Raw genomic sequence first — 13247 nt, 5'->3', positions numbered from 1 at the left:
AGGCATAAAAAAACCACCGGACGAGGGTGGCTTTTTCAACAGCAGTAACAACTGGAGCAAATCATGCACCAATCCATTCAAACGATCAATACCCCGGCCAGTGTCGCGACACAATTTGGCAACGGTGAAAACGTGTCGCGCATTGTTTCAACCATCGCCCTCCGCGACATGATCAACGAAGCGCGACAGCAGGCAGGCGAGCCAAGGGTCCGCAATGACCATTTCCTTTCCCGGGTTGAGGACGAGTTGGGCGACGATCTGGAGGGGGTGCAAAAATATTACACCCCTCTGCACGGTAACCAGGTGGCGACTTACGGGCTGACTCTCGACCAATGCATGCTGGTAGGGATGCGCGAATCGAAAGCCGTGCGCCGTTCCGTTCTCCAGAAACTCAAGGAGCTGGAAGGTCCTCGGGTTATCGCCACACTTCCAGACTTTTCCAATCCTGCAGCGGCTGCCCGAGCGTGGGCTGAGCAGTTCGAACTTCAGCAAGCGGCCAATCAGGCCCTGATTGAGGCCGCGCCGAAGATTGCCTTCGTCGAGCGCTACGTCGAATCAACCGGCCTCAAGGGCTTTCGCCAGGTGGCGAAGCTGCTCAAGGCCAACGAGTCGCGATTCCGCGAGTTCCTGCTCGACAAAAAGATCATGTACCGCATGGGCGGCGAGTGGCAGGCCTACCAGCCTCACATCGACGCTGGCCGCTTTGAGGTAAAGGCAGGCACCACTGACAGCGGTCACGCCTACAACCAATCCAAATTCACTCCCAAGGGCGTCAACTGGATTGCCGGTCTGTGGGCGCAATACCAACTGAGGGAGGCCGTGTAATGGCCGGGGACTGGATCAAAATGCGAATCGACCTTCAGACACATCCGAAAGTTTTCCGCATGGTGTCCGCATTGAAAGCGGACAGACTGCGGATCATCGGCGGACTGCACATCGCTTGGAGCATCTTCGACACCCACTCCGATGACGGTGTACTGCACGGTTACAGCGTCGACGCGATGGACGCTGTAGTGGGCTGGCCCGGCTTTACCGAAGCCATGATTGAGGTGGAGTGGGCGTCCGTGCAGGACGACGGAAGCCTTGTAATGCCTCGCTTTGACGAGCACAACGGCGCCAGTGCAAAGCGCCGCGCCAACGACAGCGAGCGCAAGCGTAACGACCGCAAAAACAACTCTGTCCGCAATGTGTCCGCAAGCGATGCGGACAAAATGCGGACCAGAGAAGAGAAGAGAAGAGAAGAGAAGAAAGAGCAAGATCAAAAGCAAGGTGCTGGCGCACCGGCGAAGACTGGCAAGTTCGATCCGCTCACTGCCAAGCCCGAGAACGTCTCGGAAAAGGCTTGGGCCGATTGGTGCCAGCACCGCAAGGAAATCCGCAAGCCGCTGACCGCCAAAAGCTGCGAGCAGCAGGCCAAAGCTTTGCTGGGTCACGCCGCGCCGGATCAGGTGCTCGCCACTTCGATCTCCAACGGCTGGACCGGGATCTTCCCGGACAAGCGTGCCAGCAACGTGCATCCGTTCCCGCAATCCCGTCACACCGGCTTCGCTGAACGCGATTACCAGGCCGGACTGATCCAGCGGGAGGACGGCAGCTATGCTCTCTGAGCCAGTCCAATCGACACCAGAACTCCCACCAGGAACCCGCATCCAGCCGGCCGACTGCGAAACCCACGGCGCCTACGACCAGAAGGTATTTGCACTGTTGGGCAAGGAGCTGAAGAGTGGTTGCCCTGAGTGTGGGCGTCTCGCTCGCGAGAAGACCGAGGCCGCTGAGCTGGCGAACAAGGCGATGGAGCTGCGCATGGCCATGGAGCGGAAGCTCGGCGCCGCGCTGATCCCAAAGCGCTTCGCCAGCAAGACGCTCGACGGATACATCGCGACCACCACGGAGCAGCGCAAGGCGCTCAACACGTGCCGCCGGTACGCCGCCGAGTTTCCGCAGATCGCAGCCACGGGGCGCTGCCTGTTGCTGCTTGGCAAGCCTGGCACTGGCAAAACGCACCTTTCCGTGGCGATCGCCAACGAGATCATGGCCAAGTCATCTGCCACGGCGGTGTACCGCACCATCGGCGCCGTGCTGCAGTCGATCCGTGCTTCGTACGACCGCGCCACCGAACAGACTGAAAGTCAGATCCTGTCGAGCCTGATCAGCCCCTCGCTGCTCATCCTGGACGAGATTGGCGTGAGCAAGGAGAAGCCGAGCGACTTTGAGCTGACGACCCTGTTCGCAATCATCAACGGTCGTTACGAGGAGATGCGACCGACGATCATCGTTTCAAACTTAAGCGCCAAGGCGCTCCCGGAAGCCATCGGTGATCGCTGCGTGGATCGCTTGCGTGAGGGCGGCGTGATCGTTCTCCCGTTCGAGTGGGAGTCTCAGCGCGGCAAGGAGGGCTTCTGACATGGCCGTAAAACTGTGGAGCATGCGCGAGCAGTGTCACATCGTCCGAGGTGTTCGAGGAACCGTCTTTGAGCTGGCTAAGCACTTCGGGATTCCGCCCAAGGTCGCGCAAAGCCGAATCGCTCGGTATGGCTGGACCGTCGAGAAAGCTGTAACCGAGCCTATGCGTGAAGACTCAAGGAGAAAGCGGCCATGAACCCGTTGATTGTTCGCCAAATGCAACCTTGCCCGGTGAGTTGCGTTTCAACGTGCCTCGCGATGCTTGCCGGTCGACCTGCTGCTGAGGTCATCAATGAGCTGCACAAGTCCTACCGTGAGGGCGACTTGACTATGCGCGAAATGCTCGAATACCTCGGGATCAAATACACGGCGTTTTTCAGTGTTGACAACCCGCCACTGGCGGACGAGGGCGTTTATCTATGCACGGCGCCGTCGCTCAATATCGAGGCTGGCAATCACCAGATCTTGATCGAGGTGACCGACGAGGGGTACTTCGTAATTGACCCGGTTCAAGGCCGCGAGGATCGCAAATATTACGTGCCGCGCGGCCAGGGCAGCGGTGATCCGCTCGCCATCGATCTCGGAGGGTTCGTCGTCGATGCGTTCGTCTCACGCTCCCACCTGGTGGAGAAATACACGAAAGCTATGGCGACGGAGGTTGCGGCATGACCGAGTTCGCAATCCGTAGCCAGCGCGATATCAGCCGCCTCATGGGTGTTCTGCACGCCACCGACTTCACCAAACCCAAGATCGTGGTCATCAAGGACGAGAAGCGCCCTGACGTCTGCAATCGGAAAATGTGGGCAATGCTCAAGGACGTATCCGAGCAAGTGATCTGGCACGGCAAGAAGCTGACCAGTGAAGACTGGAAGTGCCTTTTCAGTGCCTCGCTGGAGAAGCAGCGCGCGGAGCCAGGTCTCGACGGCGGCTTCGTCGTGATGGCTGTATCGACCCGCAAGCAGTCGCAGAAGTGGTTCAGCGATCTGTTCGAGCTGATGCATGCCTTCGGCGCCGAGCATGGCGTGCGCTGGACTGAGCAAGACAAGTGGGGAGGGCGCTACTGATGCGGACTGCCATCAAGGAAAAGAAGGCGCCCAAGCCGAAGAAATGCCGCGTTGCCTCCTGCGGGGCCTCATTCGTCCCTCAGCGTTTGGGTCAGGCAGTGTGCAGTCCAGCCTGCGCGCTGAAGGACGCGCCACGGAACGAGCAGAAGGCGAAGAAGGCAATTGCTCAGCGCGATCGCCGCGAGATCAAGGTCCGCAAAGAGAAACTGAAGACTAGGGCTGACCACCTGCGCGAAGCCCAGGCGGCGGTGAACGAGTACGTCCGCCTACGCGATGCGCACCTGCCGTGCATCAGCTGCGACTCAATGCCGAACGACAACGACCTCATGACCGGCAGCCGATGGGACGCCGGCCATTACCGATCCGTCGGTGCCTGTCCGGAGCTTCGCTTCGAGCCGATGAACATCCACCGCCAGTGCGTGAAGTGCAACCGCAACCTGTCCGGCAACGCGGTCGAGTACCGCATCCGGTTGGTGCAGCGCATCGGCGCCGACAAGGTGGCCTGGATCGAAGGGCCTCATCAGCCCCAGAAGCTTACTGTCGAAGAAATCAAAACCATCAAGGCCGAATACCGAGCCAAGACCCGCGAACTGAAGAGGGCTGTAGCATGATCTATCCAGGCGTTCTGAACGCAGTTGTCTCCGCCCTCGCGGCTGAGGCCATCGACAACACCAGCAAACAGGCATGGCAGAAGCTGTACAACTCTGCCGACGAAGAGGAGGGCGGCGATCTGGCAACACTGGTCCGTTCCCGTGGCGCCGACACCATCGACCGCACGCAGGTGGACTGCTGGGTGTCTGCCCGGCTGCACAGTGCGCTCGAACCGAAGCACTGGGATGCGCTTGTGGCGAAGTACAGCACCCACAAGGGACGCAAGGTGCAAGCGATCTCAGCGTTGCAGACCCTCATCAACACCCCGGCCCCGAAGCTGTTCCTGTTCAAGGCGACCACTGCCTGGGCTATCCCGCAGTTGAAGGGTGCGCGGCCGAAGGTGGCCACGTCCGTATCCGTCGAGATCCCGCTCGATGCGCCGGAATGGCGCCGCGAAGCAGTGGTGAAGGCTGCGCTGGCAGCAGGCCAAGCCAAGGCGAAGAGGGACGAATCGCGATCGGCCGACATGATCGTGCTGAAGGACAGCTTCTACGACATGAACACCTGGGACAACGACGGGACGCCGGAATCGACTCGACGCCGTTGGCGGCAGGATATCGGCAAGGCTGCTGACGTCTTGGTCGACGAGGCTCTGGCGCACGCTGCCGACATTCTGGAGGCGGAAGGTTTGCTGATTGAACAGGCTGCGTGATTGCCTGTTGACATCAGTGAGCGGATGAGCGAAATTAATCCCATCCTGTCATTCCTGCGCGTATCGAGGAGTGAAAACCGAAACCCGGCCACCGTGCCGGGTTTTTTATTGCCTGAAATTCGCCGCCATAGCTCCAGTGGTAGAGCAGTCGCCTTGTAAGCGAATGGCCCGGGGTTCGAATCCTCGTGGCGGCACCGCATTGGCATGTAGCTCAGTCGGTAGAGCAGGCGGCTGTTAACCGCCCGGTCGGAGGTTCGAGTCCTCCCATGCCAGCCAGCAACACTGTAGCCAGGACAGCCCTCGGGAAGGCCTGGACGTCGATAGCCGGATAGTGCGACGTACGGAATCAACGCCGGCAGCCCGTGCACCCTGACCTCAAACTTGCTTCGGGGTGGCGCGAGACTTGATCAGCGAGATCGATGCATAGGGGCGTCGACGTTGAGAAGGCCTTTGGCAGACAGCTCGGAAAGACGAGCGCACCTATTCAGGGCCTCTGCACTTGCAGGGGCTTTTTCGTTTTCGGCTCCCACACCCATAGCTCCGAGCTGGGAGTGTAGCGGGCCAATTATTCATGGAGCGACGATGGATCCTACTGACCTCGGCCCAGGCACAGCTACCTGGCTGGGCGGTAGTGCCACGGTGATACTCGGCGGGCTGCTGTGGTTGCGGAAATTCCTCTCGAAGGATGCCGCTGACCGGGCAATGGACAACGCCGATATCGGCACCGTCCGCCGCCTCAATGAACTGCTCGATTCGGAACGCACCGCCCGGAAGGAAGCGGAGGTCCGCGCCGATCAGTTCGCGAAAGAGCGCAACGACCTGGCCGCCTCGGTTGGCCGCATGGAAGGGAAGATTGAAGCGCTGACCAGTCAGGTCGCCCAGCTCACGGAGCGAGTGACCCTGCAGAGCGACGAGATCACCCGCCTGCGGAACAAGCTCGGAGGTGCTGTGTGATGGACAGATGCGCAATGGAATTCATTGCTCGCCGCTGGTGGCGTCGGGCAGAAGTTTGGGCGATCGCCATTGTGCTGGTCGCCGGCGGCACGGTGCTGGGTTATCAGGCCTGTTACTGGTCGCTTGCCGAGAAGCAGGCGAAGCAGGTCGAGGAGATCCGCAGCGCGTACGCCACCGCCATGAATGAGCGGGATCAGCGCCTGGACGAATTGACCCGCAAGACTGGAACGGCTGCCGAGAAGGCGTCGAAGGCTGCAACCACTGCCACGCAGGCGGCGGACAAGGCGCTTGAAGCGGTTGATCGAGTGAGCCAGTAAGTCGCGAAACGTTTCGCGAATCATCAAATTGTGTCGCGACACGGAGTGAGTATGACGGCAGAAATCCATGACATCGCCGACCAGCGCCCGCACCTGATGGTGGTGGCCAGTGACGGCGCCCATGTCATTCCGCGTGCACTGGTCCAGTCAGTGATCGACGGCAAGCAGCCATCCTCCATCCTCACTGAGCCGGTAGTGCAGCGCATCATTGAAGAGTGGCTTCAGAAGGTCACCGAATAGGATTCCCCATGACAACCAAGCAACCCGACTGGGAGGCGATCGAACGAGCCTACCGGGCTGGTCTGCTTTCCCTGCGCGCCATAGCGTCAGAGCATGGAGTGGCGCACAACACGATCATGAAGCGCGCGGAGAAGGAAGGCTGGCAGCGTGACCTGACGAGCAAGGTCAGATCCGCCGTAAAGGACAAGGTGACCAGAGCGGTGACCACGGATGGTGACCAGAAGAGACTGGTCACTGATGCCGAAATTATCGAGGAAGCATCCGATCAGGCTGCGGCTGTCGTGCTTGCTCACCGATCCGTCTTGGCGCAGTGGCGTGGCATTGCGAGCAAGCTCAGCGCCTTCCTCTCCAGCGTCACGGTCACTGAAGAAAACCACGGCGACTTCGCTCGGTCACTCAACGCGGGCGTAGACGCTCAGCTCAAGGTGATCAAGGGCGAGCGCCAAGCATTCAATCTCGATACGGAAGAGGGTGACAAGACAGTCGACACCCTGGCCGCGATGATGGACGAACTATCGAAGGACGCCTGACATGAAGCCCGAGCACATGAAGCTGCTCCGGGATAAGCGTTGGCGGTTGAACAATCTCTACTTCATCACCGACAAGCAGGGCAAGAAAGTCCGCTTCCGGATGACGGACGAGCAGATTGAATACTTCGACGGGATGCATACCCGCAACATCATCCTGAAGGCTCGGCAACTCGGCTTTACAACCGAGTGCTGCATCATCCAGCTGGACGCCGCTCTGTTCGAGTCGGCCAAGTGCGCGCTGATCGCTCACACCCTGAACGACGCCAAGCGCCTGTTTCGGGAAAAGGTGAAGTACGCCTACGACAACCTGCCGAAAGAGATCCGCGCCGCCAACCCTGCGAGCAACGACGCCGCCGGCGAGCTGGTATTCAGCAAGGGCGGTTCGCTCTACGTCAGTACCTCGTTCCGGGGCGGCACGCTGCGTTACCTGCACGTCTCCGAGTTCGGGAAGATCTGCGCCAAGTTTCCGCACAAGGCGCGTGAGATCGTCACCGGCGCCTTCGAGGCGGTGGCCACAGACTGCTTTGTCACGATTGAATCGACGGCGGAGGGGCGTGCGGGCTACTTCTTCGACTACTCACAGAGCGCCGAGAAGCAGCTTCTGTCCGGCACGCCACTCGGCAAGCTGGACTGGAAGTTCTTCTTCTTCAGCTGGTGGAAGAACAAGGCCTACTGGCTCGACCCGGCCGAGGCGGTTATTCCGCAGCGCCTGACCGACTACTTCAACGAGCTGTTCGCCAAGCACGGTATCGACACCAACCCGGGCCAGCGCGCCTGGTACGCCGCCAAGGAGAAAACCCTCGGCGACGACATGAAGCGGGAATACCCGTCGATCCCGGCCGAAGCCTTCCAGCAGTCAATCGAAGGCGCCTACTACGCCCAGCAGTTCACAAAGCTGTATGCCGCTCAGCGCATCGGCACGCTGCCAGACAACAGCCACCTGCCGGTGATGACCTTCTGGGACATCGGCGTCGGCGACTCCACGGCCATCTGGTTCGTGCGGCAGGTCGGCAGCGAGTACCACGTCATCGACTTCTACCAGAACAGCGGGGAAGGCCTGCGGCACTACATGAAGGTGCTCAAGGACAAGGGTTACACCTACTCCGAGCACTGGGGGCCGCATGACATCGACAACCGCGAGTTCGGCAGCGATGCCAAGACGCGCCGGGAAATGGCGCGAGAAGGCTATGAGATCGACGGCCAGCATTACCGCATGACGTTCCAGGTCGTGCCGAAGATTGGCGTTGATGACGGTATCGACCAGGCTCGCGAGATTCTCGCCCACTGTGCCTTTGACGAGGCCAAGTGCGAGGAGGGCATCACCGCGCTCGAGAACTACCGCAAAGAGTGGGATGACAAGAAGGGCTGCTGGAAAGACCGGCCGCTTCACGACTGGGCGTCTCACCCTGCCGACGCATGGCGCTACTTCGCTGTAGCCAAGACGAAGCGCGCAACCATGACCCACATTCCTGTCACATTCACTTTCTGAGGCCCATATGCCCAACTACAGCGCCATCAGGCAGGAGTACAGCGATGCCTTGCCCGGCTGGCAGCTGGTCAAGCGTTGCGTAGCCGGGCCGCGAGAGGTTCGCAAGTACGACGAATATCTGCCCATGCCTGACCCCCTGAATCAGTCGCCCGAGAACATCGCGCGGTATCAGCAGCTCAAGAAGCGGGCAATGTTCCTCAACGTCACCGGCCGCACGCGCACCGGGCTACTTGGCGCGGTGTTCCGCAAGACGGCAGAGATCAAGCTGCCCTCGGCAGTCGAGTACCTGCTGGAGAACGTCAGCGGTGACGGCTCAAGTCTTGAGCAGTTGTGCAAGGAAGCTACTGGCGAGTGCCTCGACACCGGCCGCGGCGGTCTACTGACTGACTTCCCGAAGGTCGAACTGCCAGAGGGACAGACTTCGCTCACTGTCGCGCAGGCGGCGAAAGCGCGTGCCTACGTCCACTTTTACCCGGCCGAGAGCATCGTCAATTGGCGGGAAGACGTGATCGACGGCGTGCGCCGGCTGACGCTGGTGGTGCTGCACGAAAAGATCAACGAAACCACGGATGACGGGTTCGAGTTCACCGCCAAGGATCAATACCGTGCGCTGATGCTGATCAACGGGAAGTACGTGCAGCGCGTGTACTCGGAAGATACGCCGGACGGCGCTGAGACGACCCCGACCGACAAGACGGGCAAGGCCTTCGATCACATCCCGTTCCACTTCTTCGGCTCCCAGAACAACGACGCCAGCATTGACAAGGCGCCGCTGGAAGACCTGGCCGAGGTGAACATCCTTCACTACGGCAACAGCGCCACGGTGGAAGAGGCGGGCTTCATCAGTTCACAGCCGACGCTGTTCATCACCACGGACATTCAGCCCGACGAATTCATCAAGCTGAACCCGAACGGGATGCACATTGGTTCGCGTCGTGGGCACAACCTCGGCAAGCAAGGCTCTGCCGTCATGCTGCAGGCCAAGGAAACGCAGCTGGCCCGCGAGCTGATGAAGGACAAGGAAGATCAGATGCTGATGATCGGCGCGCGCATCGTCCAGCAGGGCGGTGGCGCCGAGACAGCAGAGGCTGTTCGCATCCGCTACAGCTCGGATAACTCGGTGCTGGGCACGATCGCTGGCAACGTCTCCGAGGCGGTGCGGCTGTCTCTGTTCGACGCGCAGCGGTTCATGATGGAGGCGGTCGACGAAGCTGGCACAGTCTTCTGGCTCAACCAGGAGTTCTTCGATGAGGCTATGGATGCTCAAGCGATCCTTGCTCAGATGCAGCTCTGGCAACAGGGCATCATCGCCAAGAAGGACTTGCGCACCAACCTGCGTCAGGCTGGGGTGCTGGAATCTGACCGCGCAGATGAGGACATCGATGCGGATCGTGAAGAGGAAGCGCCTGTGGTGGGCAGCGAACCAGATTCGCCACCAGCCAACCAGCCACCCGGGGTGAATGATGAGTAGCGAGGGCTATCTGACGGATGCCACCACTCGGCACCAGGTCTACGTCCAGCGATACGCCGGCGGCAACCTGAAGCGGGTGGCGTCATTCATCAGCAAGGCCATCAACACGGCAAAGGCTCGCGTTTCGGCAGGCCTCAGCGCCTACGGCACGCGTCGGTACACCTCGCAGATAGAAACGCTCCAGGGCGATCTGCGGGGCATCTACGACGACATGAAGGGCAGGGCGCAGCTCGACCTGGGCGAGTTCGCGGTCTATGAGGCCGAGTTCAACGGCAAGATGCTGGGCAAAGTCATCAAGGCCGTTGTGCAGTTCAACGTGCCATCGGCTGAGATGGTGAGCGCGGCTGCACTGGCTGATCCGATGCTGCTGGAGGCTCGCAAGGGTGCCCAGCGCATCAGCATCAGTGGTGCGCTCGACCAGTTCGGCACCAAGAAGGCCGCCGAGATCATCGGCGAGATTCAGATCGGTTCCAGCCTGGGCGAGACCAGCCAGCAGATCGGCCGGCGCCTGACCAGCATCCACCAGTTGCATCAGGATCAGGCCTCGTCGCTCGTTCGCACCGTGACCAACCATGTCGCCAGTACGGCGCGCATGGAGACGCTCAAAGCTAACGACGACATCCTGCAGGGCTGGCGCTGGATTTCCACGCTCGACAGCAAGACCAGCGCCATGTGTCAGGCGAGGGATCAGCACATCTACGGATGGGACGACCCAAAGCCGCCCGGCCACTGGAATTGCAGATCGAGCGCGCTGCCGGTTCTGAAGGGTGAGTTTGCCCGCGAGATCCCGGGTTCTACCAGGCCCTCAATCGGCCCTGATGGTGTCACGCTGGTATCCAGCAAGACAAGCTATCAGGAGTGGCTCTCGCGTCAGCCTGCCGCGTTCCAGCGCGATATCCTCGGCCCGAACCGGTACGCGCTCTTCACCAAGGGTGAGCTGACGCTGGAGAAGTTCGTCGATGACAACGGCAAGACGCTGACCCTCAAGCAACTGAAAGACCTTGAGCCGCTGGCCTTCGAGCGAGCGGGACTCTGACAACGAACCACACAAACGACCGGCCTTGAGCCGGTTTTTTTATGCCTGCGGCTGAGCCAACGGCAAATCATCCGGGGGATGACATGAAGTACAAGATCAGCAAGGCGGAATACGAAGCGCTCGATGCGTCAATGCAGGCGCTCTACAAGGCGATGGGCGATGACTTCGTCCTGACCGTTGAGGGCTTGCCCGCCGGCGGCGAGGATCTGGAGGGCCTGAAGCGCCAGAACCAGACGCTGCTGGACGAGGCCAAGGAGGCCAAACGCCTAAAGCGTGAGGCGGACGAGAAGCTCGAGCGCGAAAAGCTCGATGCAGCCAAGGCGAAAGGCGACTTCGAGCAGCTGTATGCCAGCAGCGAGCAGGCCCTTGCGGCTGAACGCACTCGCTTGGCTGAGTTGACCGCCAGAATCGAGCGTCGCGACCTGACGTCGGCAGCCTCGAAGGTTTCCAGCAGCATCGCCGACGGCGAGAACGCCGAGATCCTGGCCGAGTTCGTCCAGCGCCGCCTGAAGATCGTAGACGGTCAGGTCAAGGTCACGGATGCCGCCGGCAACCTGACCATCGCCAGTCTCGAAGACCTGGCAAAAGAATTCCAGCAAGCGCCGCGCTACGCAGCATTAGTGCGCGGCACGCAAGCGAACGGCGGCGGGGCTGCCGGGGGTAAGGGTGGCGGGGCCACCAAAACGTGGGACCAAATGACCGGCATGGAGCGAGTAGAGCTTCGCCGAACCAACCCCGCCGAGCACGCGCGCATGAAAGCCGCTGCTGAGGCCAAGTAAAAGGAAATTCTGCAATGCCAACCATTCTCTCGGACGTCGTGTTTCGCGATGAGCTGCGCGACTACATCACCGTCAACACCGTTGAGCGCACTGCGTTCTTCCAGTCGGGCATCCTGACCACCAACTCGGACATGACCACTCTGCTGGCCAGCCCGTCGAACACCTTTACCATTCCTTGGTGGGTAGACCTGGACGCTTCCATCGAGTCGAACTACTCGAACGACGTGTACACCGACATCGCGGTACCGCTGTCGGTCACCAGTGATTCCATGCAGGCGCGCGCCGCGTACCTCAACGAAGGCTGGAACTGCATGAACCTGGTGAAGAACATCACCAAGCAAGACCCGCTGGAGTTCGTGGCAGGCCGCCTGATCTCCTACTGGCAGCGCGTTGCCCAGCGCCGCACCATCGCTACCGCGGTGGGCATCTACAACGACAACATCGCCTCCAATGGCGGCGACATGGTTGTAGACGCCGGCGGCATCATCAATCCGGCCGCAGTGATTCGCGCCAAGGGCACCATGGGCGACTACACCGGCCAGCTGGGCGGCCTGAGCGTCATTGCGATGCACTCGGCAGTTCACACCGAGCTGTCGATTCAGAATCAGATCGACTTCACGCCGATGGCAGACCAAACCCCTGAGTTCGGTCGCTTCCAAGGTATGCCGGTAGTTCTGGACGACGGTATGCCTGTGATCGGCACCGGCCCAACCGCCAAGTACTTGTCGATCATCTTCGGCCCGGGCGCCATCGGTTATGCCGAGCAGCAGCCCGAAGGTGAAGACGGCCTGGAATACGAGCGCACTCCGGATCGCGGCAACGGTGGTGGTGCGGAAACCCTGTGGACTCGTCGCAACTTCGTTGTGCATCCGCTGGGCTTCTCCTTCACCAGCGCCACCATCACCGGCACCCCGACCACCACTCGCCCTATCTCGGCGAACTGGGCGGACCTGGCGCTGGCCACCAACTGGGAGCGCAAGTTCGCTCGCAAGCAGGTGCCTATGGCGTTCATCACCTCCCTCGTTACAGCGCCAACGCCGTAACCGAGCGCGCGGCGGGTGAGTTGCCCGCCGCGCAGCACTGATCCAGGAGAAAACCATGACCGTACAAAAAGACAATCATATCGACCCCAACACCAAGGCCCGCTGGGGCTTCTCTGGTGATGCGGGAGAGATCACTGTCGGCCCACAGACCGTGGGTGAAACCGGTGGCGTCGATCATGCTCGATCGCGCATCGCAGAAGGTGGCGGACGTAACAATGGCGGTGGCGCTGAGCCATCCCGCGAGGCCCTCCAACTCGACGCCGTCAACTCGCTGGCCGCAGGCCTTGAAGCGGGCGTGCTGAACCCTGTTGAAGGCGAAGGCCCAGCGATGCGCCTGTATGAAGCCCTGACCGGTATTCAGTTGGGGATGCAGCGCTTGGCAAGCGATCGCGATGCCGCCGTGAGTAAGTCGGATGAGCTGCAGAAGCAGGTCGATGACTTGCTTGCTCAAGCCGAGAAAGCTCGCCAGTCTGCCTCGGCCGACCCGATCGACGAATTGACTGTCGTGCAGATCAAGGAACAGCTCGACGCCAAGGGCGTGACCTACAAGGTCAACGACTCGAAGCCTGAGCTGCTCGCGCTGTTGAAGGCAAACCAGTAACACCCGGGGCTTCGGCC

17 protein-coding genes and 2 tRNA genes are annotated in these 13247 nt (G+C 60.8%); all 19 read left to right on the top strand.

Annotated features, from left to right (window positions below; genetic code table 11):
* Positions 1 to 63: 63 nt before the first annotated feature.
* The 19 genes from LVD08_RS25575 to LVD08_RS25485 all read left to right on the top strand — a co-directional run bounded on the left by LVD08_RS25575 (position 64) and on the right by LVD08_RS25485 (position 13230).
* The gene (locus LVD08_RS25575) at positions 64 to 825 is read left to right on the top strand and encodes a phage antirepressor KilAC domain-containing protein (RefSeq protein ID WP_247269561.1); all 762 of its coding nucleotides are present in this window, start codon (positions 64 to 66) and stop codon (positions 823 to 825) included.
* A complete protein-coding gene (locus LVD08_RS25570) occupies positions 825 to 1607 on the top strand; it encodes a Pyocin large subunit-like protein (protein ID WP_247269560.1) in 783 nt (260 codons plus the stop codon). The genes LVD08_RS25575 and LVD08_RS25570 overlap by 1 nt, the downstream gene beginning before the upstream one ends.
* Positions 1597 to 2403: an ATP-binding protein gene (locus LVD08_RS25565; RefSeq protein ID WP_247269559.1), complete on the top strand. Its 807-nt coding sequence runs from the start codon at positions 1597 to 1599 to the stop codon at positions 2401 to 2403. The genes LVD08_RS25570 and LVD08_RS25565 overlap by 11 nt, the downstream gene beginning before the upstream one ends.
* A 192-nt stretch (positions 2404 to 2595) precedes the next feature.
* Positions 2596 to 3072 carry a hypothetical protein gene (locus LVD08_RS25560; protein WP_247269558.1) on the top strand — a complete coding sequence of 159 codons (477 nt, stop codon included), beginning with the start codon at positions 2596 to 2598 and terminating at the stop codon, positions 3070 to 3072.
* Positions 3069 to 3467, top strand: coding sequence for a recombination protein NinB (locus LVD08_RS25555; protein WP_121183962.1), 399 nt, complete (start codon positions 3069 to 3071; stop codon positions 3465 to 3467). Before LVD08_RS25560 ends, LVD08_RS25555 begins: the two co-directional genes overlap by 4 nt.
* Complete coding sequence (locus tag LVD08_RS25550; RefSeq protein ID WP_247269557.1) at positions 3467 to 4078, top strand: recombination protein NinG; 612 nt, start codon at positions 3467 to 3469, stop codon at positions 4076 to 4078. The genes LVD08_RS25555 and LVD08_RS25550 overlap by 1 nt, the downstream gene beginning before the upstream one ends.
* Positions 4075 to 4770: a hypothetical protein gene (locus LVD08_RS25545; RefSeq protein ID WP_247269556.1), complete on the top strand. Its 696-nt coding sequence runs from the start codon at positions 4075 to 4077 to the stop codon at positions 4768 to 4770. Before LVD08_RS25550 ends, LVD08_RS25545 begins: the two co-directional genes overlap by 4 nt.
* 121 nt (positions 4771 to 4891) lie before the next feature.
* Positions 4892 to 4964: transfer RNA gene (locus LVD08_RS25540), tRNA-Thr, on the top strand.
* A 6-nt stretch (positions 4965 to 4970) separates the two neighbouring features.
* Positions 4971 to 5046 (top strand) — tRNA-Asn (locus LVD08_RS25535).
* 306 nt (positions 5047 to 5352) lie between these two features.
* Positions 5353 to 5724 carry a chemotaxis protein gene (locus tag LVD08_RS25530; RefSeq protein ID WP_247269555.1) on the top strand — a complete coding sequence of 124 codons (372 nt, stop codon included), beginning with the start codon at positions 5353 to 5355 and terminating at the stop codon, positions 5722 to 5724.
* Entirely contained in the window at positions 5724 to 6041 is a 318-nt protein-coding gene (locus LVD08_RS25525) for a hypothetical protein (protein WP_121183970.1), read from the top strand. The genes LVD08_RS25530 and LVD08_RS25525 overlap by 1 nt, the downstream gene beginning before the upstream one ends.
* Before the next feature lie 51 nt (positions 6042 to 6092).
* A complete protein-coding gene (locus LVD08_RS25520; protein WP_247269554.1) occupies positions 6093 to 6281 on the top strand; it encodes a hypothetical protein in 189 nt (62 codons plus the stop codon).
* Between the two features lie 8 nt (positions 6282 to 6289).
* Complete coding sequence (locus LVD08_RS25515) at positions 6290 to 6811, top strand: hypothetical protein (protein ID WP_247269553.1); 522 nt, start codon at positions 6290 to 6292, stop codon at positions 6809 to 6811.
* Position 6812: 1 nt separating this feature from the next.
* Positions 6813 to 8300 carry a terminase gene (locus LVD08_RS25510; RefSeq protein ID WP_247269552.1) on the top strand — a complete coding sequence of 496 codons (1488 nt, stop codon included), beginning with the start codon at positions 6813 to 6815 and terminating at the stop codon, positions 8298 to 8300.
* A gap of 7 nt (positions 8301 to 8307) precedes the next feature.
* The gene (locus LVD08_RS25505; protein WP_247269551.1) at positions 8308 to 9771 is read left to right on the top strand and encodes a DUF4055 domain-containing protein; all 1464 of its coding nucleotides are present in this window, start codon (positions 8308 to 8310) and stop codon (positions 9769 to 9771) included.
* Entirely contained in the window at positions 9764 to 10807 is a 1044-nt protein-coding gene (locus LVD08_RS25500) for a minor capsid protein (protein WP_247269550.1), read from the top strand. Before LVD08_RS25505 ends, LVD08_RS25500 begins: the two co-directional genes overlap by 8 nt.
* Before the next feature lie 83 nt (positions 10808 to 10890).
* Complete coding sequence (locus tag LVD08_RS25495) at positions 10891 to 11586, top strand: hypothetical protein (RefSeq protein ID WP_247269549.1); 696 nt, start codon at positions 10891 to 10893, stop codon at positions 11584 to 11586.
* A 14-nt stretch (positions 11587 to 11600) separates the two neighbouring features.
* Positions 11601 to 12629, top strand: coding sequence for a hypothetical protein (locus tag LVD08_RS25490; RefSeq protein WP_247269548.1), 1029 nt, complete (start codon positions 11601 to 11603; stop codon positions 12627 to 12629).
* Positions 12630 to 12684: 55 nt separating this feature from the next.
* Entirely contained in the window at positions 12685 to 13230 is a 546-nt protein-coding gene (locus LVD08_RS25485) for a hypothetical protein (protein ID WP_247269547.1), read from the top strand.
* Positions 13231 to 13247 lie beyond the last annotated feature (17 nt).

Origin of the sequence: Pseudomonas sp. YL2, from assembly GCF_023063025.1 — a bacterium.
GTDB lineage: Bacteria > Pseudomonadota > Gammaproteobacteria > Pseudomonadales > Pseudomonadaceae > Aquipseudomonas > Aquipseudomonas putida_A.
Note: the sequence above shows the minus strand (reverse complement) of the source record. Positions and strands in the feature narration are given on the sequence as shown.

Coding starts and splice junctions, on each gene's coding strand:
- LVD08_RS25575 (WP_247269561.1), top strand. CDS start 64: ATGCACCAATCCATTCAAACGATCAATACCCCGGCCAGTGTCGCGACA.
- LVD08_RS25570 (WP_247269560.1), top strand. CDS start 825: ATGGCCGGGGACTGGATCAAAATGCGAATCGACCTTCAGACACATCCG.
- LVD08_RS25565 (WP_247269559.1), top strand. CDS start 1,597: ATGCTCTCTGAGCCAGTCCAATCGACACCAGAACTCCCACCAGGAACC.
- LVD08_RS25560 (WP_247269558.1), top strand. CDS start 2,596: ATGAACCCGTTGATTGTTCGCCAAATGCAACCTTGCCCGGTGAGTTGC.
- LVD08_RS25555 (WP_121183962.1), top strand. CDS start 3,069: ATGACCGAGTTCGCAATCCGTAGCCAGCGCGATATCAGCCGCCTCATG.
- LVD08_RS25550 (WP_247269557.1), top strand. CDS start 3,467: ATGCGGACTGCCATCAAGGAAAAGAAGGCGCCCAAGCCGAAGAAATGC.
- LVD08_RS25545 (WP_247269556.1), top strand. CDS start 4,075: ATGATCTATCCAGGCGTTCTGAACGCAGTTGTCTCCGCCCTCGCGGCT.
- LVD08_RS25530 (WP_247269555.1), top strand. CDS start 5,353: ATGGATCCTACTGACCTCGGCCCAGGCACAGCTACCTGGCTGGGCGGT.
- LVD08_RS25525 (WP_121183970.1), top strand. CDS start 5,724: ATGGACAGATGCGCAATGGAATTCATTGCTCGCCGCTGGTGGCGTCGG.
- LVD08_RS25520 (WP_247269554.1), top strand. CDS start 6,093: ATGACGGCAGAAATCCATGACATCGCCGACCAGCGCCCGCACCTGATG.
- LVD08_RS25515 (WP_247269553.1), top strand. CDS start 6,290: ATGACAACCAAGCAACCCGACTGGGAGGCGATCGAACGAGCCTACCGG.
- LVD08_RS25510 (WP_247269552.1), top strand. CDS start 6,813: ATGAAGCCCGAGCACATGAAGCTGCTCCGGGATAAGCGTTGGCGGTTG.
- LVD08_RS25505 (WP_247269551.1), top strand. CDS start 8,308: ATGCCCAACTACAGCGCCATCAGGCAGGAGTACAGCGATGCCTTGCCC.
- LVD08_RS25500 (WP_247269550.1), top strand. CDS start 9,764: ATGAGTAGCGAGGGCTATCTGACGGATGCCACCACTCGGCACCAGGTC.
- LVD08_RS25495 (WP_247269549.1), top strand. CDS start 10,891: ATGAAGTACAAGATCAGCAAGGCGGAATACGAAGCGCTCGATGCGTCA.
- LVD08_RS25490 (WP_247269548.1), top strand. CDS start 11,601: ATGCCAACCATTCTCTCGGACGTCGTGTTTCGCGATGAGCTGCGCGAC.
- LVD08_RS25485 (WP_247269547.1), top strand. CDS start 12,685: ATGACCGTACAAAAAGACAATCATATCGACCCCAACACCAAGGCCCGC.